This window comes from Methanomethylovorans sp., assembly GCF_041447285.1.
Classification (GTDB): domain Archaea; phylum Halobacteriota; class Methanosarcinia; order Methanosarcinales; family Methanosarcinaceae; genus Methanomethylovorans.
The window spans coordinates 1-24,300 of sequence record NZ_JBGMEB010000012.1 but is presented as its reverse complement, the minus strand read 5'-3'; the positions used below and the strand labels follow the sequence as shown (position 1 = coordinate 24,300).

Sequence of the window (24,300 nt, the reverse complement as noted above, 5' to 3'; positions counted from 1 at the left end):
ACTACTTTTCTATTCAGAATGTTATTGAAGAGAGTGGAACTATCATGAAATTCAGTCTTGGAATAGATGCTGGAGGAACGTATACTGATGCAGTTCTTGTAAGAGATACTGATGGTTTAATAGTGGCTACAAGTAAAGCTCTTACCACATATCCCGATCTGATCAAAGGAATTCGCAATGCAATAGATGGTCTGCAAACTGATGAACTAGAGAAAGTAAGCCTGGTTTCGGTCTCAACCACACTTGCAACTAATACGGTGCTCGAAGGAACAGGAAGTCCAGTAGCTTTAATATTAGTAGGCGACCATCCGATCAAAGGAACATATCCTGCCAAACATTGTACAATAGTATCAGGCGGTCATACTTTCGATGGTGAGGAAACTATATCCCTTGATATCGCTGCCGTAAGAGATTTTGCTTTGAGAGTAAAGGGATCAGTATCTGCATTTGCAGTATCTGGTTTTTTTAGTATTCGCAATCCTGAACATGAACTGGCTATCAGGGAAATCGTGAATGATATCACTGGATTACCGGTTGTATGTGGACATGAATTATCCCAAGACCTGGGTGCATATGAAAGAGCTGTCACTGCTGCCCTTAATGCCCAGCTTTTGCCTATTTGTCAAAGTTTTATAAACTCCCTGATAAGAGAGATAAAAAGAAGGGAAATGAATGCAAGGCTGATAATGCTGAAATGCGATGGAACTGTGATCGGAATAAATGAAGCTTTGAAAAAGCCAATCGAATCCATCTTTTCAGGCCCTGCGGCAAGTCTTGTCGGAGCTTCGTACTTATGCGGTTTGGAAACATGTGCAGTAGTTGATGTAGGCGGAACGAGCACTGATGTTTCCAGCATTATAAAGGGTGTGCCAGAGCTCACTGATACAGGTGCAGTAGTAGGAGGCTGGAAGACCAGAGTAAGGGCAACACGAATGGAAACATCTGCACTTGGAGGAGATAGCCAAGTATGGGTAAAGAGTAAACACATTTTTATCGGCCCCAGAAGAGTTATACCCCTGTGCCTAGCGGCAGAAAGGTATCCTGGATTCATTGAAAAACTGAAAAAATGCTTAATACCCTCCCGTAGTTCACTGGATATGAACATCCAGCCAGCAAGGATGTACGTGAGGACTGGATTTGATCCAATAGAACTTGATGAGTTCGAAACGGAAGTGCTGGCAGCCATAGGGAATGAACCGTTGACTCTTGAGGAGATCGCATCATCTTCTTACAGATATCCGTCTTCAGTCATACTTGATAGCCTTATAAGTAAAAGACTGATACAGCCAATTGGTTTTACACCCACCGATGCACTGCATATACTTGGCGAATATACACGCTGGAATGTACAAGGATCCTTGATAGGAGCAAGCCAGTTATCTCGCTTTACCAAAAATGATGAGAGAGGGTTTGCACTTGCTGTTAAAGAAAAAATGGCACATAGTATTGCATTTGATTTGATGGCATTTCTTCTTAAGGGTGTTGAAAGAAAAGGTATAGAGCAGATAGTTAATGGTTATTTCCCAGCTCGTTTCAAGCTGGATATGCCAGTAGTAATGATCGGAGGACCTGTTGCTTCCTTTAAAGAAGAGTTGTCTAAGATAATAGATGCGGACATTACTGTTCCAGAGCATGCGGCAGTAGGTAATGCTGCAGGTGCCCTATTTGGAAAAGGAATTAAGAGGGTTGAAATTTTTATCAGACCTTTCTCTGTCTCTGAACCCGATAGGAACTACTTAGTGTTTTCTCCTTTGGGAAGGCACAAACTGGAAACTTACAATGAAGCTTTGAACTATGCAAAAGCAATAGGAGTAAGAATTGCAAATGAATACATGGATGATTGTGGAGTAAGTAAACACAATATGGAAATAGAGTTCTCTCAGCAATCATTTTCTCCAGAGGATTGGAAACATGCTCCTCTTGAAACAAGAATTGTAGTCGTAGCTATAGGTTACCCTAAGAAGCAAAATAATGGCTAAAAGTACTTAAAATAAACTTTTTTAAAAGAACAAAGCTTCTGCTAGAAGTTAAGAGTTAGAAAAAAAGAAAAAAGAAAGGAACTCAAGTTTAGAACTTGTAGTTCGCTTCTGGCTTGAATACTTTTACTTCGGACTTGTACAGGGCGAGCATGTCGCTCATGAACTTGTCGGACTCGTCAGTGAGTGCATTGATTGCTTTCTTTGCATCTGCAAGTGCATTCAATTCAAAGCGGGACATTACTAGCTTGCCCTCGGCCTTTGCGCCTTCCAAGATGTTGACGGTCTCAACTGCTGCGTTCTTTGCACGGAGGTACAGGTCGTTTCCGTCCTTGGTGATTGCCTTACCAACTTTCCATGCGTTGTCGTATGCGAGAACATAGCCCTGTGGGTCTCTGTACTTGTCGGAGAGAGCCATCATGTCACGGAGCACTTTTCCGTTTCCGGTGTTGAGTGCAACGTTCATGAGTGCTGCATCCATGCTCAGGGTCTGTGCCCAGCACTGGACTGAGGTACCACCGAATTCACCATGGTATTCTACAGACTCGTTGGACCACAGGTCACAGCACTGCATTGTCAGGTTACCCATGACATCGCCGTGTGCGCATGTTGCGGACTTTCCTTCCTGGGCTATTGGAGTACCAGTGATGGACTTGACGATAGTGTTCTCGTATCCACAGTCCTTACCTGGACCCTTTGCACCTGCTTCGTATCCTGCGAGTGTCCTTCCTGCAGAGATTGTCCTTGCTATGATTGCAAGGGTGTGAGCAAGGTTCTTGTCAAGCAGTCCACCTGCAATAAACATTGCAGTGTTTGCCTGTGAACAGTCAGTGTCACCAGCGGAGATTACACCCTTCTTCTGGGCGATCTTGCTGATATCCTGCCAGATCATGGTCATGTCAATGGAGCCGAGGCATCCTATTGAGTAGATAAGGCCTGGTACATCGTTTCTCAGGACAGCGTAGTCTAGGACTTCTTTTCCACCCATTGTCTCAATGGACAGGAAGTCTGCGCCGCCTTCTGCTACTGCTTCGAAGGATTCCATAAGCAAGTCGTACTTTGGACCGATGAGTGCAAGGTAGTCGCGCTCTTCACGGATGTCACCAGGAGTGTGCCTGAGACCGCACTTTATACCATACTCTTCATGGTATTCTTCAAGAATGGTCTTCTGGACGTGAGCAATTTCGCCTCCCCAAGATGGGTTGTTGGTCATCTGCTGCACGTGTTCTGTTTCGAGTGAGATTGATGGGAAACCAATCTGTACACACCTTGCAAGGATGTCAGTTGTAAGCCTGCGGTATTCGGAGATCAGTTTCTCCTTGGACTGTCCGGCCTCTGGCCTTGGCGCGTAGTTAACCTCGGCTGTAACATAGCCGGCACCTACTTCCAGACCTAACTTTGCCTTTACAGGGTGCTTTGCGTTACCGAAGAGCATGTCGTCGGCCTTGCTGTATGCCATTTCAGTGTATCTTTTTACTGTCATTATTGTCACCTCATTTAGTGCATGTGGAAGTGTTCCTTCAGCTGCTTCAAGCTCTTTCCAGCGAGGATCAGATCTGCCATCTTGGGGGCATTTGCGGCTTCCTCACCATAGACACCAAGCTCATATGTAGTTACGAAGTCCTGGTTAACTGCTCCGCCACCGCACTGGAATGGTACCTTTATACCGGCTTCAAGAAGCCTGTCGTTGACTTCCTTAAAGGCATACATGGTTGTTGTCATAAGTGCTGTACCTGTGAGCATCATTGGCTTCTCTTTCTTTACAGCTGCAATGACCTCATCTACTGGAACATCACGGCCAAGGTCTACGACCTCATAGCCTGCTGCTCTTAACAGGGCTGCGACGATGGTCTTACCGATGTCGTGAACGTCACCCTCTGCGACGTGACATACAATCTTACCCTTTGGAGTTGGGGCGCTGCCGGATTTCTCTTTACAGAATTCGATACCTGCAAGCATTGCATCTGCAGACATCATAACGTTTGGCAGGAAAATTACACCTATGTCATAAAGATCTGTGGTGATCTTCATTCCTGGCATAAGTACATCGTCAATCAACTTGATTGGGTTTGCGCCGCCGGCGATTGCCTTCTTCAGACCTTCGACAACGTCATCCTCTTCGCCCTCGAAAATTGCCTTAGATATACTTCTGGCTGGCTCAGCTTTTGGATATTTCTCAGCGGCCATATCCTCAGGTGTCTGTGCCTTCTCCATCTGCACATTGTACCTTACTAGAATTTTACTGGGGTCTAAATCCATTTATTTACCTCCTTATTGGTTTATGTTGCATGCATAATGCACAGCAACTTAAACATGTGGCAATCAGATAACAGTATGAACAAGCTGTAATGAGATATATCCCCTTACACCTTAGATCTTATACCTGTTCTCCTTCCTTACCACAAAAGGAAGTACTATTGTACCGCATATAAGTATTGCGGTTAAAGTTATTTTTGCAACCATAATTCAATCTAATATACCGGATAATTTTAATAAAAATCTATTTTTTATAATAAAATAATATTTTAGGCTCATTTAATTGAAAAATGCAAAAAAGAAGCTTTAATAAATAAATAGACAGACCATATATCGCATTTTTGACAATAAGCCACAAGATGACACTTTTTATTATAAAAGGCAGCTAAAAACCCTTATTCATATTTATAGGAGAAATATCATCGAAAAAGTATGGCACTATTTGTGCGAATGAAATTGAATTTCTTTTAAATCTGAACTTTAAAGACGATAACATTTTGCATTTTATTTTATAAAAAGTAAGATAATAAGAGTTGTCTTTAGCTAGAACAACCTTTGTTCAAATGTAGTTCGACCAAAAGTAATATATAGTAGTGTTTTTATAGCACTGCAGTTTTAGACAAAAATGGAAGCGCATGAGAGAAGGAAATAGATTTATATATAGGAACAATACCGCCTAATTAAAAACTAAACCAAAAGAAGAGATAGGGCCAATTAGTGCCCATCTAAACATTACAACTTTAGAGAAACGTGATGCTGATGCTTTCCACCTTGTTTATGGATATTGATACCCTTTTGTGCAAATGCTTCAGATACACTAGAATCTACTATACTTATCAAAGTCGCCTTATCAATACTTGATACAGCCGAGAGTACCTTGAACTTAGGAATATCCGTCTTTGAATTTATAAGTTCAAGAGAAGGCTCTTCATAATGGGCTGTGAGGTTCATTTTTATAGTCTCAACGCCATTTTCCAGGAACATCTTGATATGCCCTACGAATTCAGGACTCTGTTCCAAAACCCTCTTTTTAATCAGGGACATAGCAGTCTGCACTATGCCTCTAGCAATATCAGGAAGGATTGTTCCCCCATCAACAAGAAACTCAGTGGCATAGCTATTGATACCTGAAGCCTCAATGGAATCAAGACTGTCATTTCCTTTTTGTCCGTATTCCATAGACTCTAATTCTGGGCTTACGGTCCGAAGCTTACCAGCAGTACTTTCAATGACATCTTCTTCGAGCATTAGTTTTATAAAATCATTCCAATGAGCGTCTTGCATCTTTGTAGATAACTGAACAACCTTAGCTTTGGGATTGAGCTGCTGCACAGAAGCTTCTACAATAGGAATCTGACGCGGTTCCATCAGGTCGACCTTATTGATGCCCAGAATCTGCGCATCTATTATCTGCCTCATGGAGAAATGCTTGACCTCTTTCATTATCTGTTTGAACCTGCTGCCATCAATGAGTGTGACCAACGGAGCAATTGATGTATCTTTGAGATCCATCAGATCTATTTCATTCTTGATCACCTGAGGAAAGGCGATACCAGTAGGTTCAATTAGTAACAAATCTGGCTTGAAGTCTTTCATGAGCAATGTGATAGTATTCTTCATGTTCACTTTAAGACTGCAACAGATGCACCCACTAGTAAGTTCAGTGGTATCCAGCCCGTATTTGGAAATTACATCCCCATCTATTCCGATTTCACCGATCTCATTTACGATAACAGCAACTTTGTTCCCCTGAGCACTCAGTTCTTTACCGAGCCTTATAATAGTCGATGTTTTTCCACTACCCAGGAACCCACCGATGACTAAAACTTTCATCTAGATACCATCCCTAAAAAGAAGAAGAGGAGAATTAGATCTCCATTACTTTCAGATTCTTCCATTGGAATTTATCCGGCGGACATGCCCTGATGCATTTCTTGCAATTAGAACCATCACAAAGATCAGACCTTATCATCACAAGACCATCATCGTCTATAGTAATAGCATCTGTTGGACACACTTTGATGCACTTCTTACACTCCGGACAGTCAACCTTCATAGTAAGATAAGTACCTACCTGCTCCAGCACTTCAAGACCTTCTTCACCCAGCACAGGTATATCCCTCTGCACACGCCTGTCCACTTTAACGGTCTTTGAAGCCTCCTCCAGGATAGGGAGACCTTTCTTCTTGAGTATCTTCTGGAGCATCTTGAACGGCATGCCTTCAGTCCAGTATGATATTTCCTGAATATATGCATCCTTGAATGCCGGATCGGTTGCGAACATGACATGGTTGCTGAGGATCTTTCTTGCGATTGCCTGCAATTCCCAGAGCCTTTCCTCCGAGATTAATATTTCCCTGGCAACGGAAAGTGAAGTATTACCTATCTGTATGACCTCATCCACATTGAATGGTACCATACCTACGTGATGGGCTTTGACTGCATCCATGTATGTTCCTGCGGCACCTGACATGTATGCTTTGCGGATATCACTCATTTCGATACCTGCAGCTTTACACAGAGCAAGATGGCCAGCACGCAGAGCGCCCATTGCGAGTCCTGCTTCACTTACATCCTGTTCAAAGAACTTTACCTTATCCTGCAAATGCAGAATATGATCAGGAGTGTTTATCTTAGGCAGTTGTATGATTCCATTCTTCATCCCGGCATCAACAACTGCTATTACACCTGTTCCAGTTATGCCCTTTGCCTTGAGAGAATGATCTTCAATGACTTCTCCATTCTTAGGGTCAACAAGTTTTGCCTTTGTAGTATTCATTTCCTCATCAAGCACATAGTTCCTGAGGTTGCCATTCTCGAACTCCACATCAGATATCACAAACGGAGATGCAAGCTTTCCATGTGCGATTTGCTGACCTTCCAATGCAGGGCCTGCTGCAGCAGAACCTGTGTAGATGGTTCCATTAACAATCAGTGCCATCTCAGCGTTAGTCCCATAGTCAGTAGCAATGGCAATATCTGTAGTTTCCAGGAAACCGGATTTGATGATGAGAGCTAGGGCATCCGCACCGATCTCATGCCTTATGGCAGGTGGAACCCTTAAGGTTGCATTTGGATATACTTCAAGGCCAGGTATATCACTGCAATTTACAATTACAGCATCCCTTTTCTGCTCTTTGATGTTCAATTTTTCCTTTTTCCTTTCACCGGCGTATGCAAGATCGTCTATGGGTATGCCCTGGAAAATAGACAACTGAATGGGATTACCACAAATAGCTATTCTTTCAAGTTCCTCTGGTTTAATCCCAAGCTGTTCGATGATTTTCCTTACGGCATTCACATGAAGACTATGTGCAAGATCCTGCCCATACGTTATAGCGAAATCCATATGGTCCATGATGTTTGCGCCTGGAAGAGGGTTTCTCAGCGTAATTACTGTCTTTTTGATCTCTCCTGTATCAAGATCGATCTTCTGTGCACGGATACCACTGGTTCCTATATCTACTGCAACACCTGGTCTCATATTTGTTCCTCAATATATGTAAGAATAATGTATCTTTATTCGTGAACTATATATGCTTTTACCTAACATCCTCCAAAAAATCGTTCAGATTCTTTGCTCAGCCAGATAAGTAACCCATATCACTGAGACTACTGCCATACATGAACAGTAAATAAATAATTTAATATACTAATAAAGAGAGAGCTTAAAATATTCATAAAGATATAGCAGGAAAGGCTATCTTATCTTTTTATCAATCTTGAACCCTTTTCAGTAAGCGTATATTGCCCACTGCCCAGATCACTGTCATGACATATTTTACACGAAGAACATGAATTGCAACTTAAAGAAAGATCGGAATCTAATTTTCTGAGGTATCCCATCTGTTCCATGATTCGCAGACGGTCTTTTAATTGCTCCACCGACATTGACATCTTAAGGGATATCTCATTTAGTGAAAGCCTCTCTACAAACATATACCCCAATATTTCAGATATCATTATATCCCTGATTTATTTGTTCATGTTCCTGAAATCTTTATTCCATAAAATGTATCCACATAGTGATAATACGCCAAGATATATAGCTGGCCTGAAGTCATCTCTGAAACTCCAGCCAGCCATTTCCGGATCATTAAGCAAATAGGATTCCATCCAGTTGCCGCTCATCACAAGCATATAAACAGTTGCAAAGAGTAATGAAATTATTATGCCTACGTATACATAAGCAATGCCTTCATTTAGCCCGTTTCTTAGCTCCATCAGGCCATAAAGGAAGATGCTGCCAATAAGCAGGAGCACCAAACTGCCAATAATATCAGAGGGAGCAAAGAACAATCCCAATGCTGAGTCTTCAAGTAAATGAACTGAGCCGACACCTAACATAGAAGATATTCCCAGTACAAACTGAATACTGCCCACTAATACATATAAGGAGCCCACAAGAGCCCCAAACAAAATCTTCTCCCGTAATTTATCTGGACCATGCTTCATATACATCCCTCAGAAAAGCAGTTTTCCCCCCTGAAAAACTGCAAATGCCAGCAACCATGCGACAGCTAATCCATATGCTACGGAAAAAGCTGTCCATCTCCAAGATCCGGTCTCTTTTTTTATGATGCCTACTGTTGCGATACATGGCATATACAGGAGACTAAAAACCATCAAGCTTACTGCAGTGAGTTGAGACAAATGTGGATCAGCTAACAGACTATCAGTCAAAGCGAGCTGGTCATCACCAACCCCATATAGAACTCCCATAGATGCCACAACTATCTCCTTCGCCACAAATCCAAATAACAGAGATACTGAAAGTTTCCAGTCAAACCCTAGTGACCCCATCAAAGGTTGTATAGCATGCCCAAGAATCCCTATAAGAGTCTGTTCGCTACCATATTCTGCCCCCCAAGGCAAAGCTGCCAAAAGCCAGATCACTATTGAACCACCCAGAATAATTGTTCCTGCCTTTCGAATGTACATAGAGCCGTTATCCCACATGTGACGGATGCTGGTATTAAGATTTGGGATACGATAGGGAGGGAGTTCCAGAATAAAAGGAGCTGGATGGCCTTTAAGAGCGGTAGTGCGCAGTAACTTTGCAGAGCCTACAGCTACGAGAATGCCCAGCAAGTAAATACAAAAGATGACAGTCCCCGCATTTTCACTAAAGAACGTGCCCGCAAACAGTATATATATAGGGAGTCTTGCTCCGCAGGAAATGAAAGGAACCACCATTATGGTGGCCATGCGATCCATTCTGTCTTCTATGCTACGGGTAGCCATAATAGCAGGTACATTACACCCAAAGCCAAGCAACATAGGAATAAACGACTTTCCCTGCAATCCTATCTTATACATGACCCTGTCTACAATAAAAGCGGCCCTTGCCAAATATCCGCTATCCTCAAGCAAAGAAAGCAGGAAGAAAAGGATAAAAATGTTAGGTATGAAAGAGAACACTGAACCTACGCCTCCGACAATGCCTTCACCTACTAGTGATGCAAGCCACTTGGGCTGTATGTAGGCCACTGAAATCTCACCCAGCAACACGAAAATCCGTTCAATTACTGTCATAAATGGAGTTGCAAAGCTGAATGTAAGTTCAAAGGCACCCCACATAAGAGCAAGGAAAATAGGAATTCCCAGATACTTATTGGTCATGACCCTGTCAATCATATCTGAAGTTGTCATTCGTGTCATGCAACGCTCACACATCTGAGGGAACATGGCACTTATGACCTCATACCTTTTGTCGGCCATCATAGCTTCATATTCTTCGATGTCCAGACTTGCAAGGATAGTTTTGATCTGAGTAGCTACCGAACTCCCGGCGATCTTGCGCAAAATGTTCTCATCGCCGTCCAGTAACCTCACTGCCAGCCACCGCAGAGGATACCTTGAAGTTAGATCTTTATCCTGAGAAAGCACTTTTTCAATCTCTATGATTCGGGATTCGATCTCGTCACCATAACCTATCTCTCTGCCATGATGCTTTGCCTTTTGTTTTTCTGCAATTACAGTATCAAGAAGCTCAGATATACCTATGTTCTTGCTGGCTATAGTGAGAACAACAGGCATAGAGAGGATCTTTTCCATTTTCTTTACATGTAACTTGTCTCCCCTTTCTTCTGCCAGATCATACATATTAAGAGCAATGATCATTTTTGAACCAAGCTCCATGAGCTGTGTGGTCAGATACAAGTTCCTTTCTATGTTTGTAGCATCCACTATCTGTACAACTACATCTGGCTTTTCATCTACAATGAAATCTCTTGCCACGACTTCATCCAAAGAATAAGCGGTGAGACTATAAGTACCAGGAAGATCTACGACCTCTATCTCGTATCCCTTATACAGCTTTAAACCACTTTTTTTCTCAACTGTAACCCCAGGCCAGTTTCCTACATGTTGCCTTGAGCCGGTAATCACGTTAAAAAGTGTTGTTTTACCCACGTTGGGATTACCCGTGAGAGCTACTCTTATTTTTTCCATTTGAATCTCCCCTCCACACATTGATAATAAAAAATATGAAGCAGCGATTTAACCAAATATGATCGAAGAAGTTGTAATTACGCAACTGTGTCTACCACGATGTTAATAGCTTCTTGTTTTCGTATAGATAGACTATAACCTTTTATCCGAAATTCAATGGGATCACCCAAAGGAGCAGTTCTTATTACCTCGATCTCTGAACCAGGAACCAAGCCCATGTCCATAAGTTTTCTTCTAACAGTGCCTTTAGCAATTACCTTGATAATCCTTGCCTTTTCCCCCGGCTGAAGATTATTGAGCGTGTTTTCCACCATGTAGTTCCCTTTTATTAGCTAGCTGCTATCTTTGAGAATTAAACATAATTTTAGATATATAGCAATTTCGAATTAGCTAATTATGTTAAGTATACAAAAGAGCATTAAGAATAAAATCTGCTTCGTGCATTGAAAGGACACTGACCATTTCAATTCTGATAACTAACTAATCCTGTTTCTTTCCATGTACCGGGCACTCACATTTTAGATAAATAGAAGGAGTGATAATTTCGCCCGTATTATAGAAATACTTAAAATGGTCGAGACAGAGAGATAATTCTTCGCTAGAATTCATGTATTCAACAAATTTTGTGAATCTATCAAAGGTCTGTGGAGTAAGTATGTGTTCGATCCTGCAGGCATCATGATTGGCAATTTCATCTTCAAGACCTATTATCAACAGAAAATCACGAATAGTGCTATGCTTCTCCATAGTTTTTTTCGCTATTTTCTCTCCTTCGGCAGTAAGAGTTACTCCTCCATACTTTTCATAATTGATGTAGCCCATTTTGGTGAGTTTCTTGAACATACCAGTCACACTGGGAGAACTGAGATCCAATTCCCTGGATATATCTTTGACTTGAGCATACCCTTTCTTTTCTATGATTTTCTCGATAGCTTTCAAGTAATCTTCAGTTCTTTCAGTGGTCATGGGACATTACCTTGCCTGGATAAGCTAATAACATTTGGAATGAGAGTTACATTAGTATTTAAGTATAGCGATTTACTTATATACTCCCTAAAAAAGATAGGGGTAATTAGCCTTTAAGATACTTTTCAAGCCTGTCCATGCCCTTAGTTATGTTGTCGATACTGTTAGCATAGGAAAAACGTAGATATCCTTCAGCTCCTTCGCCGAAATCAATTCCAGGGGTCACGGCAACTCCGACCTCTTCCAGAATCTTCCAGCTAAGTTCCAGTGAGCTGGATCCATATTGCCTGGCATCTGCAAGTATATAGTAAGCACCCATCGGTGGGGCTTTTACATGCATTCCTAAATCTTTGATTCTGCTTAACATGTAACGCCTACGTTTGTCATAAGTCCTGACCATTTCATGCACATGATCCTGAGGACCAGTAAGCGCAGCAACACCCGCATGTTGAACAAAGGCATTAGTAGATATAAAGAAGTTCTGCTGAACCTTCTGCAATGTGCGAACATACTGTTTTGGTACGATCAAATACCCTAACCTCCAACCAGTCATCGCGTACAGTTTAGAAAAACCGTTGAGCACAAAAGCATTATCAGTATATTCAAGAATAGTATGATCTTCACCTTCATAGACTAGCCCCTGATAGATCTCATCGGATATGATTGGCACTTCCCCTGCGATCTCTGCCAGTTCCATTAGCTGCTTTGCAGTCATTACTTGTCCTGTGGGATTGCATGGGGAATTGATGAGTATTGCTTTTGTTTTGGGATTGATGGCCTCGTGAACTTCCTGTGGTTCTAATACAAATCCGTTCTCTTCTTTTGTATAGATGAAATGAGGTTTAGCCTGCATAGCACGCACAAAATTAGGATAGCAGGCATAATGAGGATTGGACATGATGACCTCATCCCCTTGCTCCAACAAAGCTATGAAAAGCAATAAAAGACCAGGACTGGTCCCTGAGGTCACGATGATCTGCCCAGGTTCAATATCAAGTCCGAATTTCCTGTTATAATTGTCAGCGATAGCCTCGCGCAGTTGTGGTATTCCCTGGCTGTGAGTGTATTTAGTCTCGCCTGCAAAAATTGCAGCAGAAGCTGCCTCACATATATGTGGTGCTGTGGTGAAATCAGGTTCACCTATTTCCAGATGTATGATTTCCCTCCCGGCTTCCTCCAGCTCCTGTGCTCTCTCCAGTATCTCCATTACATGAAAAGGAGGCATATCTATTACATTGCAGGACAACATGCCCTTAGCATAAGACTTCATACACTTAAAATGTATGGATTAAGATATGTCATAATGATTTAGAGTTCGAGTTAAAAAAGAAAGGACAGGGATTATTTTCTCTCCCTGGCATAAGCGACAATTGCTTCTTTAATACCCCACTTGAAAGCGACAACAACTGCTATACCCCATGCAAGAGGCCCTATTAGCAGATAGAAAATACCGGTATCTATGAGCATAGCATCCAGGACTAGTAACATAACAACTAGTGAAAGAATTCCTCTGAAAGCCGGTACCCAGATATCAGCATTCTCTACTTTCATGCCTTTCATGACATTTCCAATGTAGTCAGCGAAGAAGTCAATAGCAAGCAATCCAATGATCAGTATCAGCACACCTGCAAACAGGTTTGGCAGATAATTGATCATGCTTTCGATGAGCTGGGCAATCATTGTCAGGTTAAGTATATTCAATGCCGCCACTATGAAGACGAGGTACCCGAATACCCTGAAAATACCTGACATTATACCTGATATCTTCATTCCACTTGCTTTGATCGTTGTCCCTAGAGGAGTGTTTTCAAGCTTGTCATCTATTCCCGTAGCCATGAGTACATTACGTATGAGATCTGCCAGGAAATCCACCACAAGTAGACCTATCAATAATGTTACAAAAGCAGACAAGATTACAGGAATATACAGAATGATCGAGGCAATGAAGTCTGCAACCACCTGGATCTTCAAGAGATCAATGATGATTATCGCAAATATCAGGTAGATGAACCATCTGATCACCACATCGAAGAATCCAACTATGCTCCCTCCTGTTTTTTTGATAATATTTCCAATTATTGTCTTCTCCAGGAGGTCGTCAAGACCAATTCTGTCTAGGACTTTTGCTCCGATCTTACCCAACGCTTTTCCTACGATCAACCCTACAATCAAGAGCAAGATTACAGCCAATAATGTCGGGATGAATGCTATAATCTGATCTGCCATTGTATACACACTGTCAAGTATCGGTGATGCCATATTACCACTTCCTGTATTTCAAAAGCTGGGGAGAAAAAAAGATACTCTATGCTAATCTTTTTTCCTAGCCCCATACCCCATATATGATTCTCTTTTAATCGTATTTAACTGTGTGGTTTTATTTAAGCCAGTGAATAATTATATTACAGAATTACACATAAATTTTTACATGAGAGTATTGCCCTATGTGAATTTGCCTCAGGCAATACTACATGTACCAGCAGTACCAAAAAAAGATAATCTTAAGGAGGGCCTATGTGTTGAAGAGCTCAATAGACATAATAACAAAAATAAGATCCCTCCCTATCATAGAGGGATACTATCTCGTACTGGGTGGCGGGAAAATAGGTACAAGCTTCATGGATTATGCGCGTAAGCATAGCCTTCCCTTTGTACTCATACTGGATAATGACAAAAATGCACCAGCTTCTCTTGGCACAGAGCTCATAAAAGATGCAAATGACCTTTGTAAGCTCATGGAAGATAAACTAAAATTCCCACTTAAGAAAGAATCGCCTCAAATCTATTTTTATTGTGCTGGACTTGATGCGGTTCCTTTTATTCTGTCATTTGGAATGCCTGAATATATAGTACCAGCAATACCATGCCATGTGGCTGCATATATTGTGAAGAAGTACCTGAATTATCCGGAACGAAAAGAAAGTATAAAAGAGATATGCGCCTCACCCGAAGATGAAGATCAGGTACAGTTCTGTGATCAATTTACATCTCATTTCCCGCAAGACATTATAGCGAATCTCTATCCTACAAAGGGAATAGTAATGTTGTCATACGCCAGACCAGGAGAAATATGCCCGGACGGATGTCCTGGCCCAGAAAATTTTTGTCCGAATTTCAGAAGGGAGAAAAAGAAGACAATAACAAATTATGTACGGGATCTTCTGCCTCATATTAAGGGATGGGTTTTCGAAAGCTATCAGATTAAACCCGGCATAGGTGCAATGAAAGGGACGGATATGAAGCAAAACCTCCTAGAAATCTCAGAATATGTACACTCACCCAATACACAGGATAACAAAATTGCTGTCCAGGATGTAACAAAAGATGTTTTTTTCATCGCTACTACCTGTAACTGTCATGGTGTGGTGAATATGTTCCAAATATGATATCAAATGACAGAAATTGATGCAAATAGATATAACCGTTGAATTATAATATTATTTAATAGGATATCAGAGTAAGGTAAAATATGCACGACTTATACAAACTATATGTATTACTTAATAGCGCAGGTTATGAGGTAAAGATAACGCGTTGGGAATATATCCCACCTGGTGTTGAATACCAGAGAAATGACTCCCCAGATCCGAATATTGTAGCAATTGAGACTGATTTGTCGCCTGAACAACTTGAAGAAAAGAGTATTGATACCTTCCTTAAAGCAGCAAAAGATAATATACTGATAATAGCTTTCAATGTGCCCCCACCGGGATTTCCTGATGACTCGGAACCTCTGATCAGAAAAACAGAGTTAATAATCCCAAAATCATTGGAAGAACTTGAGGAAATGGAAAGAGCAGGCTACAAAATAAATGATATTTCCAATAATCTGGAACGAATGGAAACTCCTGTTCTCTCAGGAAATGATGCAACATGGAAAATACCTTTGAATATAAAAGAAAAACAGGTTATGCATAAACTGGAGAGCTTCCGAAGTTCCAGAATGCAGAATATTCGTACGTTATTGGAGTTAGGTCAGCCCCTTTGTGAATTCATTGCAGAAAAAATATTGGTATATGACACATTAGATGCCCTTGCCGGAGATCTGGAAAATAGATAATGAAAACAAACATGTGTGCCGGGTTTTCAGATCCCCAGCACAAGATCCCCAAATGCAGATGTATTATCTGGTGATGTCATGATGTGGGGTCTTAGGACATCAATACCTATGTTCATGGTTAAGGATGCTGCAAAAATTTCCTGAAGATCTATGTCCCCATGTTCAAAAAGATCACCAAGGACTTTCATTCCTTCAATAAAACCAAGCTCAATGATTTCCAAAGGGCTTACTCCTGCATCCAATGCCTCATAAGATACTTGCTCAGCAGTAATGTCGTCATGTTCAATGACAGCCCTCTTTGCTTTTGCAAGGAGGTTCGTGGCTTCTGTTTCAAGTTGCATGATTATCATCAGGCTTTTTCTGTCTTTTTTTGATTATTCGAAGCATCAAACTGTTCTAACAGCAAAATAGCCAGAGTCAATAAATAGATTATCGACAGTGAATATATATCCACGAATAAAGTATAGAGAACATATAGTGCACAGTTGAATAAGATCTATTTTTCTATCTTGCTTAGAGAGATTGATTGGATTTATTTTATAATAATAGATGTATATATAACTTGTGCGATTCAAGGTAAAACAGAATATTTCAAAATAACAGACAATTAGAACATGAAGCTGCTTAAAAAAGAAACATTAAAAGAATAACCGGCAAATTATTAGTTCGGGATATCCTCAATAAGGCCTGAATTTCGTATTAAATATTCCCATGTAAAATGCTCTCGCATTTCAAAGTTATTCTTGCCCATGGAAGAAAGCAGTAAAGGATCATTGAACATCTCAGAGATCTTATTTGCAAGATCCTTAGGATCTCTTGACTCATATAGCATGCAATTATAACCGGGAATCAAACAAGATTCTTTCCCGATGACATCGGCAACAATGATTGGTTTACCGGCAGCAATGTACTCTTTTGTCTTTCTTGAGGAGAAAAAACCAGGATGACTTGAATGTGCATCTATTTTGTCGTAGGGCAAAATACAGATATCGAACATGTGCATGATTGACAATGCATCTTTTTGGGGTCTCTTGCCTGCAAAGATTACATTTCTATTGACACTATATTTTTCCATCAATGTGGAAGCATTGAATCCTTCACCAACAATGACAAACAAGACATCAGGAACATATTCAGCTGCCTGGCACATATCTTCTACTTTCATGAAAGACTCCCAATTGCCAACAAAGCCAACAATCTTCTTGTAGCCTTTAAAATCAAATTCCGGAGTTTTAGATATGGCATCATCTATCTTTTGTATGTCAACTCCATTTGGAATTAAGATACACTTATTTTTGTACTCTTGTATTTGCGACTCAATGCCTTCACTGACAACAATCATCCTATTGCTGAGTTTCAAAGTGAGCGAGTCTATAAACTTTACAAAGAAACTTCTCAGATTCTTTCCTCTTTGAGTCAGCTCCAGATCATATTTTCCGTGGAAATCAGAATACACTTTGACCCCGATCATCTTCAACAGAACCAATAACATGATTGAGTCATATCCTCGCAAAATAGCGAAATCCACATGATGGATTATTGCGAACTTGAATGCAAAAAGAGTTAGTTGTAACCTATACAGCATCCCCTTCAATAAAACGAATTTACCCTCAATATTAACTAGAGGTTTCACTTGGATCAGATTATCTAATTCAATTTCTTTCTTGTCACTGGACTGCATGATCATATAAAGATTATGATACTCTTTTTTCAGTTCAGTGAATATGTGTAAGGCCCTTGATGACTGTACCACACTATAAGAGGGAACATTTGCCAACAATATAAATCCTTTCTTGGGTGCCATAAGAAACAACTACTATCTTACAGAAAGTCACAGTATTTGACTCGACATAATACTTCGTGCAATCCAGATATGTCTTCCAACCGGAGTTAAATGAGGGGGGAGTTAAAAACTCCAACACCTTAATAGTATAAGTCAACTCCAGAATTTGAATAGATCTTATTGTACTTCAGTAGTGAGTTATACAAAGCTACATCATTACCTTCTTCGGGATTAAAGAGGAAGTTTGAGGAACTGCCTCCGAAATAGATTCCACCATTTAAGAATTGTTTTTGCCTTACCATTACGTACCCATAATAAGTTGGAATTTCTCCAGTATTAGCGATAATGTAACTATTGAAAAAAGGAAGTCCTAATTCCTTCGAAGTACTGAAATTCTCTTGAATAAAGAATCTGTTTACGTTGTAATCCGAGTGCAATTCGGATCCGGAATCAACATGACCTATGAAATAATTGAATCCTTTTATCTCATCTGGAGTGAAGTACTCTCTTACAGGATCTGACAAATAAGCCTTTGACTCGGGGCCACTATAAACAACCGAAGCAAGTACGAATAAAGCAACTAATGCAGAAATCATTATCATCCAAGCTGGTTTTTTCCCATTGTGAGACAAATAAGTGAATAGGAAATAAATACCTGCAGCCATAGCAAAGGCCATAAATGGAGCAATTAATAGCATGAACCTGTCAAATCTGAACAATGTCATTGTCTGCCATAATGTCTGAAGGGGAGTGGGGATGTACAATACCAGAGTAGACAAACAAAATAAAGCGTATACAGAGAGATAGTCCGCATAATTCCTTCTACTGGCCTTAATACGATCCCATAGAATATATCCAATACCAATGAGTGCAAAGAACAGAAAAACAGATGTATCAAGGTGCTGTACTACATATATCCACTCTAAACCAACCTGAACTGTTTCTTTGATTTGGAACTCTTCATATAACTGAATATTTGTTCTGCCTTGTAGCAATTCTTCCACAAAAACATTTGCAAAATAGAACCAATATCCCATGAACAATGAAGTGAAAAATGCCAAATAAGTACCGTTTACATATTTTTCATTCGATAAAATACGTTCACATACCAGAAGTAAGAACATAATAATTACAATTTGAGCAGCTGAAACCTGGTGCACAAGCACAACAAAAATAGATACAATTATAGCTAGTCCCTGATATGCAAAACCACGGTTGTTAGAATCCCTTTTGTACAGAAGATACAAGATAATGATGAAACCTGCATAGGCTATTGTCCTTGTGATCATGTACATACTATAATAAATAACTGTACTACTGACGGAATATATAAGGCATGACAAAAGGGATAGGGTAGAGTTGTTCGTAGTTTTGATCAAGAAATAGTATATGAAGATAATCAAAACAGAATAGATGAAACCAGAACCAATAAAGTAAGCTGTTTGCAGCTCCATCCCCAGCAAATAAGAAAATTCAGAGTTTAAAATGTGGAACAATGGAAAACTTGCATAAAAAGGACTCAGATCTGCAGGAGCCACATGCCCAGATAGATAAGTAACCTGCGAGAGGAATAGATGGGACATGATATCAGTGCCACCAAAGTACAGAGCATATTTCAGCGTAACACTATAGATTAAATTTAGACTTGAAAGAAAGAGTTCAGCTAGAATGATACTCGGACTTGAAGATCTGGAAAAGACCTGATTCAAAATTAATACATAGATCAATGTGACTGTTGCAAAGTAGTATATTGTCCTTGTGGAATCTAGGAACAAGAAAATAATAGATAATATGTAGAGTACAACGAAAGTTAAAATCGAAGTTCTTTGACTTAAGGAAATTCCCTTGAGAAGAGATTCATCATGATCCATACCTTTTCTGTACATTTTGGACAAGAATATGGCAGAGAAAATTGCTGGTACTGCTACTAACAAACCTCTGATAGCAAAATCAGGCCGATTTATAAAGTAGGCAATTGCAATGCCGACAGCTACCATAGCAACAATAAGCAGAGGGAAAATAGTTGTAATAACACGTAACAGTTTATGGATTGTACCAATATTCTTATCCGGCATTTATAGACTCCTTAGGCATAGAACTGAATTTTAATAGTCTGTGGTAGATAAATAGGATAAAGTTTCATGTTTTTATCCCATTATAGGCAAAGCAGCTTCCTATAAAGGAAATACGGTTTTGTCCATATTATGGCATTAAATCCCCATCTTAGAATATAAAATTAACTCAAGAATACAATTATTATATTTTCTGTATAGAACTATGTTTTTTATTTTGATACTGATACGAAAATCAGACATGTTGCAAATATCTTAGAGAGAACGAACATTAGTGAAACAGATGGATGAAATAACAAAGAAGTTTAAAGAATACTCAAATGAAGATATGATTTAAGTAATATAACACTACATACGCCTACCGACTTCTGAGTAATCGACAACAGAAGGACACATTTTCAAAAGAAATAAATAATAGTAATAGCCAACCGATATCCTACTACTATTGCATGGTTAGGACCCGAGGGGTTGACCCCCGGTTGCAGATAGTTGTTGCGAGGAAGTGAAAAATATGGCAAACCTAAGACAGCCAAATGCGAATGAAGCTACTGGAACCTTCAACAGGTCAAAGAGCGTTGTACCGATGTCTGGTATATGTACCCGTTGTGTAGATGGGTGCCGAGGGAACTGTGAGATATTTAAATCCACATTCAGAGGACGTGAGGTAATCTACCCAGGACCTTTCGGAGAGATTACTGCCGGTGCAGACAAGAACTACCCAATAGATTACTCCCACCTCAACATCCAAGGATATGCTGTAGGCGCAATTGGAATGGCAGAAGGAATGATACCGGGGCCAGAGACCGCAAGGTTCCCAAATGTCATCACTGAAACAGAGTATGGATGGGATAAGAAAGTAAAGATGAAGTTGCCCATCTTCACCGGAGCCCTGGGTTCCACAGATATAGCCAGAAAGAACTGGGAGCATTTTGCCATTGGTGCTGCAATATCGGGCATCACGATTGTTTGTGGTGAAAATGTATGTGGTATTGACCCACAGCTCAAGCGTGGAAGCGATGGGCTTGTAAAAGAGTCACCCGAAATGGACCGCAGGATAGCTCTTTACAAGAAGTTCTATGATGGCTATGGTGAAATGCTTGTCCAGATGAACGTTGAAGACACTAACCTCGGTGTTGCAGAATACATCTCCAGCAAGCATGAAATGGATACCATCGAACTGAAATGGGGACAGGGAGCAAAATGTATCGGAGGAGAGATCAAAGTAAAAGATCTCGATCGTGCAATCGAACTTAAGAAGAGAGGTTACATTGTTACTCCAGACCCAGAACTAGCAGCTGTACAGGAAGCATTCAAGCTCGGAGCTATCAGGGAATTTGAGAGGCATTCCAGGCTTGGATTCGTTACCGAAGAAGGATTCCATGCAGAGTGTGACAGGCTGAGAGATCTTGGATTTAAACGTATCACCCTTAAAACAGGTGCATACTCCATGGCCGAGACAGCAATGGCAATTAAATACAGTTCTGATGCAAAGATTGACTTGCTGACCTATGATGGTGCCCCAGGAGGTACTGGCATGAGCCCCTGGCCAATGATGGAAGAATGGGGAATACCAACATTCTATCTACAATCCCTGGTCTATGAATTTGCTGAGAAACTGTCACAGCGTGGAAAGAGAATACCAGACCTGGCTATGGCTGGAGGATTCTCCAGTGAGGACGGAATTTATAAAGCAATTGCAATGGGTGCGCCACACTTCAAGGCAGTATGTATGGGCCGCGCACTTATGATACCTGGAATGGTAGGTAAGAACATAGGTAACTGGCTGAAAGAAGACAATCTGCCTAAGACCGTCTCTGAGTTCGGACACAGACCAGAAGAGATCTTTGTGCACTTTGAAGAGCTGCAGGAGAGATATGGCAACGATATGAAAGATATACCCTTGGGAGCCGTTGGTATATATTCATATGCTCAGAAGACAAATGTCGGGCTGCAACAACTAATGGCTGGCTCAAGAAGGTTTAGCCTACCAACATTATCACGCAAAGACCTCATGGCTTTAACTGAGGAAGCTGCAAAAGTTTCAGGCATCGACTATGTGATGGATGCATATAGGAACATTGCAGAAGAGATCCTGGACAGTTGATCTTACACAACTGTTCCTATTTTCTTTTTTTACGCCCTATAAAAGTTGTCTTTTCATAAATTAAACCATATTTACTAACTTACAGTTTACACTATTTTAGTCATCACTGCGGTTATTGTCTAAAAAAAGAAATAAAAACGACTATAAGAATTTGATTAAAATTATAGCATAAAGTTTTCTTAGCCTATAAATTTAATACCAACATCCCTCATTTTATTACGTACAGCTATATTTAGGAGAAGAGGCGTCAGGCATTCGATCATAGAAGAAGCGTCAATAGGACCTATATCTATAGGTCTCATACTATCTATGTTCCTGATAAGATCAAATACAATATTTTTAGAGTACATGCTATTACCGCATACACCTATATCATAATCAAGATGGATATCAAGATTTGATAGTTTAGCTGCAGGAACATTTTGGAAAGCAGATACAAGTTCAACACCTTTTGGTAACAGAGAGGCGATTTCCTGTGCTGCACTACCAGCAGATGGGGTAACGTAACAGAAATAATCAGACTTGTAATCCTCAGAATCGCTTGCCGGAACTTCGAGAGGAATAGAACCGGGATAAATCATACAAACATCTTTTTCCATTGGAACGACAACAGAAATTACTACCTGTTTATTCAGTACAGGATTGATCTGTTCAAGTATCGAAGCAACCTTGGTATACCTAATTGCCAGTACCACAACATCAGCATCAGAAGCAGCTATTGCATTCAACTCACCTTTTATATTGGCATTAAGACCCCTGTCCTTTAAGATATAAGTATATTCAGCCGCTTTAGCTCTAGCTTTTTCCTGTTCTCTTGAGCCAATGACCACTTCATGCTTCTGCCCCCAGCGAAGGGCAAAACCTTTTCCAATACTGCCTGTACCGCCAATTATTGCAATCTTCATAGTAACCCCCATTGATAAAGTTCTATATTAAGTATATGATTAGAGGAAAGAAGATGCAAAATATACGGTTTTTAATAATATAAATATTTCTGGATTAAAATTCATTAAATTGAACTCAATTCATAAAATAGCAGAGTGTTGCACATAGGTTCAACTAAATGATAAAAATACGCACATATATTTGCTATCCTCAAAAATTAGAGGAAGAATTACTCCTCGACATCCAAGGACCTTACAATATCATAGACTCCAATTTCACCTCTGGCTACCCGCAGGACCATAGGGTATATGAAAGAACAATCGTCAATAGAACTCCAGCGCTTTTCTCCCACCTGCCTTATAACCTCATCCATAACCTTACCACATGTATTGCAATACTTAGTATCGCTTTCTTCCCCGCAAACAAGACACTTCATGATTGACCTCCCTTATGGAAATTATTTACATATTCAACTCTGTGGTTATGATATATAAGAACGTCGTGTTTAAGTGGTTATACACAGGCATGCGGCCGCAGATTCTACCGGACCATGGCAACAAAAGCTAAACAGTATTGTTCCCAGTATTATTTTAGTGCTGCTAACAGTGCTCTAAGGACGTGTTGAAAATTTACAAGAGCATAATGGACACTACAGGCTGACAATTCCCAACTACATTGTTGATATGGAAGGACTTAAGAAGGGCGATAAGTTAAGGATCATAAGGTGCAGGGTTACTTGGCACTTGAGCCTGTGGCAATTCTAATGAGTATTGCGGACCTCAAGCGATGGAAGAAAGGAACCGTGCTCGAATTCAAGGAGCACGCGGGTTTAGTTTGCTTGGTGGAAGTAAGGTAAGACCACACTATTTGGCACAGGATGAGTACAAACCAAATCAACAATGAATGAATGTGGTTATTCAGTATAACATGGTTCTGCATTCAAAAAGGATATTGAAGTAATTGAATTGCAAGAGTGGTAAATATGGTTCAGATTAAAACCGAGTCAAATAAATCTATAAAGAAGGCTGCAATCATACTTATTATAGGTATTATTTTCATTTTACTCATTCTCAGGTGGTTTGCTTTGAAATATATGTTTGTATATATGTAGGAGTTCAAAGCAAATGCAGGGTTCGTGTGCCTGGTGGAAGTAGGATAAAATTGGATGACTCATTTATGCAATCCCGATTGAATGATAAAATAAATACCAAGTGCGAAGATGGTAAACACGAACAAAACAATTGATCCCGCTATTAACTTCCAATCCACTTTTTTCCCTCCCGTTTCTAGTATTAGATAAAGAAAGCAGTTACTTTAGTTTATATTTTAGTCAAATGAAATAAGTGCTAACCCGGAATGTAAATAGATCTATGGAAATATATGAGAAATTAATCCACATGCCTCTGCATTGTTCTGCATCCCATCAGAAGCCTTCTATTTCATGGGTATTTGCTAGGGTAGGGGAAACATAACACCACAATAAAATGCATGTAAACTCAAGGGTTTTCAGGGCTTTGGTGGGCTTTCCTCGTTTTCTTATGCTATCTATGTGGGTAGATTCTTTATACTCCCTAGCCATTTCTTTTATCGGTTCGCACATTGAGGTGTTCAATTATTTGAGAATCTCAAATTAGGATTTTGATTTAAAAACCTATTCCTTTTTTCTTTGATACTGCTATTCTCTTTTTTTTGGGGGGGGCGGTAGCTATAAATAGCATAAATTTTGCTCCTCCATGGATAAAAAA

The 24,300-nt window shown here is 40.2% G+C and carries 20 protein-coding genes; 4 read left to right on the top strand and 16 right to left on the bottom strand.

The window, feature by feature from the left end; genetic code table 11:
* Nucleotides 1-44 precede the first annotated feature (44 nt).
* Nucleotides 45-1,979 carry a hydantoinase/oxoprolinase N-terminal domain-containing protein gene (locus tag ACC612_RS07785; RefSeq protein WP_371853939.1) on the top strand — a complete coding sequence of 645 codons (1,935 nt, stop codon included), beginning with the start codon at nucleotides 45-47 and terminating at the stop codon, nucleotides 1,977-1,979.
* Between the two features lie 88 nt (nucleotides 1,980-2,067).
* Here ACC612_RS07785 and mtaB read toward each other — a convergent pair whose 3' ends face one another.
* The 11 genes from mtaB to ACC612_RS07730 form a co-directional block, all read right to left on the bottom strand.
* Nucleotides 2,068-3,459 carry a methanol--corrinoid protein co-methyltransferase MtaB gene (gene mtaB / locus ACC612_RS07780; protein ID WP_371853938.1) on the bottom strand — a complete coding sequence of 464 codons (1,392 nt, stop codon included), beginning with the start codon at nucleotides 3,457-3,459 and terminating at the stop codon, nucleotides 2,068-2,070.
* 14 nt (nucleotides 3,460-3,473) lie between these two features.
* Nucleotides 3,474-4,235 (bottom strand): methanol--corrinoid protein MtaC, encoded by a 762-nt coding sequence (gene mtaC / locus ACC612_RS07775; RefSeq protein ID WP_371853937.1) that lies wholly within the window; start codon nucleotides 4,233-4,235, stop codon nucleotides 3,474-3,476.
* Between the two features lie 729 nt (nucleotides 4,236-4,964).
* Nucleotides 4,965-6,065 carry a GTP-binding protein gene (locus ACC612_RS07770; protein ID WP_371853936.1) on the bottom strand — a complete coding sequence of 367 codons (1,101 nt, stop codon included), beginning with the start codon at nucleotides 6,063-6,065 and terminating at the stop codon, nucleotides 4,965-4,967.
* A 34-nt stretch (nucleotides 6,066-6,099) separates the two neighbouring features.
* Nucleotides 6,100-7,716: a methylamine methyltransferase corrinoid protein reductive activase gene (locus tag ACC612_RS07765; RefSeq protein WP_371853935.1), complete on the bottom strand. Its 1,617-nt coding sequence runs from the start codon at nucleotides 7,714-7,716 to the stop codon at nucleotides 6,100-6,102.
* Between the two features lie 221 nt (nucleotides 7,717-7,937).
* On the bottom strand, nucleotides 7,938-8,171 hold the full coding sequence (locus ACC612_RS07760; RefSeq protein ID WP_371853934.1) for a FeoC-like transcriptional regulator: 234 nt from the start codon (nucleotides 8,169-8,171) through the stop codon (nucleotides 7,938-7,940).
* 36 nt (nucleotides 8,172-8,207) lie between these two features.
* The gene (locus ACC612_RS07755; RefSeq protein ID WP_371853933.1) at nucleotides 8,208-8,687 is read right to left on the bottom strand and encodes a hypothetical protein; all 480 of its coding nucleotides are present in this window, start codon (nucleotides 8,685-8,687) and stop codon (nucleotides 8,208-8,210) included.
* A 9-nt stretch (nucleotides 8,688-8,696) separates the two neighbouring features.
* Nucleotides 8,697-10,685, bottom strand: a complete 1,989-nt coding sequence (feoB, locus tag ACC612_RS07750; RefSeq protein WP_371853932.1) for a ferrous iron transport protein B — start codon at nucleotides 10,683-10,685, stop codon at nucleotides 8,697-8,699.
* 77 nt (nucleotides 10,686-10,762) lie between these two features.
* Nucleotides 10,763-10,999, bottom strand: a complete 237-nt coding sequence (locus tag ACC612_RS07745) for a ferrous iron transport protein A (RefSeq protein ID WP_371853931.1) — start codon at nucleotides 10,997-10,999, stop codon at nucleotides 10,763-10,765.
* Between the two features lie 166 nt (nucleotides 11,000-11,165).
* Nucleotides 11,166-11,651 (bottom strand): metal-dependent transcriptional regulator, encoded by a 486-nt coding sequence (locus tag ACC612_RS07740; RefSeq protein WP_371853930.1) that lies wholly within the window; start codon nucleotides 11,649-11,651, stop codon nucleotides 11,166-11,168.
* A gap of 106 nt (nucleotides 11,652-11,757) precedes the next feature.
* Nucleotides 11,758-12,921 carry a pyridoxal phosphate-dependent aminotransferase gene (locus tag ACC612_RS07735; RefSeq protein WP_371853929.1) on the bottom strand — a complete coding sequence of 388 codons (1,164 nt, stop codon included), beginning with the start codon at nucleotides 12,919-12,921 and terminating at the stop codon, nucleotides 11,758-11,760.
* Between the two features lie 71 nt (nucleotides 12,922-12,992).
* Complete coding sequence (locus tag ACC612_RS07730; protein WP_371853928.1) at nucleotides 12,993-13,910, bottom strand: hypothetical protein; 918 nt, start codon at nucleotides 13,908-13,910, stop codon at nucleotides 12,993-12,995.
* Between the two features lie 260 nt (nucleotides 13,911-14,170).
* On the opposite strand from ACC612_RS07730, the gene ACC612_RS07725 reads away from it, so the two are divergent.
* On the top strand, nucleotides 14,171-15,037 hold the full coding sequence (locus ACC612_RS07725; RefSeq protein ID WP_371853927.1) for a hypothetical protein: 867 nt from the start codon (nucleotides 14,171-14,173) through the stop codon (nucleotides 15,035-15,037).
* A gap of 83 nt (nucleotides 15,038-15,120) precedes the next feature.
* A complete protein-coding gene (locus ACC612_RS07720; RefSeq protein ID WP_371853926.1) occupies nucleotides 15,121-15,711 on the top strand; it encodes a hypothetical protein in 591 nt (196 codons plus the stop codon).
* 26 nt (nucleotides 15,712-15,737) lie between these two features.
* On the opposite strand, the gene ACC612_RS07715 is transcribed toward ACC612_RS07720, so the two are convergent.
* The 3 genes from ACC612_RS07715 to ACC612_RS07705 all read right to left on the bottom strand — a co-directional run bounded on the left by ACC612_RS07715 (nucleotide 15,738) and on the right by ACC612_RS07705 (nucleotide 19,569).
* Nucleotides 15,738-16,052, bottom strand: coding sequence for a B12-binding domain-containing protein (locus ACC612_RS07715; RefSeq protein ID WP_371853925.1), 315 nt, complete (start codon nucleotides 16,050-16,052; stop codon nucleotides 15,738-15,740).
* Between the two features lie 320 nt (nucleotides 16,053-16,372).
* Nucleotides 16,373-17,515, bottom strand: coding sequence for a glycosyltransferase family 4 protein (locus ACC612_RS07710; protein WP_371853924.1), 1,143 nt, complete (start codon nucleotides 17,513-17,515; stop codon nucleotides 16,373-16,375).
* 119 nt (nucleotides 17,516-17,634) lie between these two features.
* On the bottom strand, nucleotides 17,635-19,569 hold the full coding sequence (locus ACC612_RS07705; RefSeq protein WP_371853923.1) for a hypothetical protein: 1,935 nt from the start codon (nucleotides 19,567-19,569) through the stop codon (nucleotides 17,635-17,637).
* Nucleotides 19,570-20,077: 508 nt separating this feature from the next.
* Here ACC612_RS07705 and ACC612_RS07700 point away from each other — a divergent pair.
* A complete protein-coding gene (locus ACC612_RS07700; protein WP_371853922.1) occupies nucleotides 20,078-21,670 on the top strand; it encodes an FMN-binding glutamate synthase family protein in 1,593 nt (530 codons plus the stop codon).
* A gap of 179 nt (nucleotides 21,671-21,849) precedes the next feature.
* Here the strand turns inward: ACC612_RS07700 and ACC612_RS07695 are convergent, their stop codons facing one another.
* The gene (locus ACC612_RS07695; RefSeq protein WP_371853921.1) at nucleotides 21,850-22,575 is read right to left on the bottom strand and encodes an NAD(P)-binding domain-containing protein; all 726 of its coding nucleotides are present in this window, start codon (nucleotides 22,573-22,575) and stop codon (nucleotides 21,850-21,852) included.
* A 209-nt stretch (nucleotides 22,576-22,784) separates the two neighbouring features.
* Nucleotides 22,785-22,991, bottom strand: coding sequence for a hypothetical protein (locus ACC612_RS07690; RefSeq protein WP_371853920.1), 207 nt, complete (start codon nucleotides 22,989-22,991; stop codon nucleotides 22,785-22,787).
* Between the last annotated feature and the right edge of the window lie 1,309 nt (nucleotides 22,992-24,300).

Excerpts from the sequence above, each read along its gene's own strand:
- ACC612_RS07785 (WP_371853939.1), top strand. The coding sequence starts at position 45 with ATGAAATTCAGTCTTGGAATAGATGCTGGAGGAACGTATACTGATGCA.
- mtaB (WP_371853938.1), bottom strand. The coding sequence starts at position 3,459 with ATGACAGTAAAAAGATACACTGAAATGGCATACAGCAAGGCCGACGAC.
- mtaC (WP_371853937.1), bottom strand. The coding sequence starts at position 4,235 with ATGGATTTAGACCCCAGTAAAATTCTAGTAAGGTACAATGTGCAGATG.
- ACC612_RS07770 (WP_371853936.1), bottom strand. The coding sequence starts at position 6,065 with ATGAAAGTTTTAGTCATCGGTGGGTTCCTGGGTAGTGGAAAAACATCG.
- ACC612_RS07765 (WP_371853935.1), bottom strand. The coding sequence starts at position 7,716 with ATGAGACCAGGTGTTGCAGTAGATATAGGAACCAGTGGTATCCGTGCA.
- ACC612_RS07760 (WP_371853934.1), bottom strand. The coding sequence starts at position 8,171 with ATGTTTGTAGAGAGGCTTTCACTAAATGAGATATCCCTTAAGATGTCA.
- ACC612_RS07755 (WP_371853933.1), bottom strand. The coding sequence starts at position 8,687 with ATGAAGCATGGTCCAGATAAATTACGGGAGAAGATTTTGTTTGGGGCT.
- feoB (WP_371853932.1), bottom strand. The coding sequence starts at position 10,685 with ATGGAAAAAATAAGAGTAGCTCTCACGGGTAATCCCAACGTGGGTAAA.
- ACC612_RS07745 (WP_371853931.1), bottom strand. The coding sequence starts at position 10,999 with ATGGTGGAAAACACGCTCAATAATCTTCAGCCGGGGGAAAAGGCAAGG.
- ACC612_RS07740 (WP_371853930.1), bottom strand. The coding sequence starts at position 11,651 with ATGACCACTGAAAGAACTGAAGATTACTTGAAAGCTATCGAGAAAATC.
- ACC612_RS07735 (WP_371853929.1), bottom strand. The coding sequence starts at position 12,921 with ATGAAGTCTTATGCTAAGGGCATGTTGTCCTGCAATGTAATAGATATG.
- ACC612_RS07730 (WP_371853928.1), bottom strand. The coding sequence starts at position 13,910 with ATGGCATCACCGATACTTGACAGTGTGTATACAATGGCAGATCAGATT.
- ACC612_RS07720 (WP_371853926.1), top strand. The coding sequence starts at position 15,121 with ATGCACGACTTATACAAACTATATGTATTACTTAATAGCGCAGGTTAT.
- ACC612_RS07715 (WP_371853925.1), bottom strand. The coding sequence starts at position 16,052 with ATGCAACTTGAAACAGAAGCCACGAACCTCCTTGCAAAAGCAAAGAGG.
- ACC612_RS07710 (WP_371853924.1), bottom strand. The coding sequence starts at position 17,515 with ATGGCACCCAAGAAAGGATTTATATTGTTGGCAAATGTTCCCTCTTAT.
- ACC612_RS07705 (WP_371853923.1), bottom strand. The coding sequence starts at position 19,569 with ATGCCGGATAAGAATATTGGTACAATCCATAAACTGTTACGTGTTATT.
- ACC612_RS07700 (WP_371853922.1), top strand. The coding sequence starts at position 20,078 with ATGGCAAACCTAAGACAGCCAAATGCGAATGAAGCTACTGGAACCTTC.
- ACC612_RS07695 (WP_371853921.1), bottom strand. The coding sequence starts at position 22,575 with ATGAAGATTGCAATAATTGGCGGTACAGGCAGTATTGGAAAAGGTTTT.
- ACC612_RS07690 (WP_371853920.1), bottom strand. The coding sequence starts at position 22,991 with ATGAAGTGTCTTGTTTGCGGGGAAGAAAGCGATACTAAGTATTGCAAT.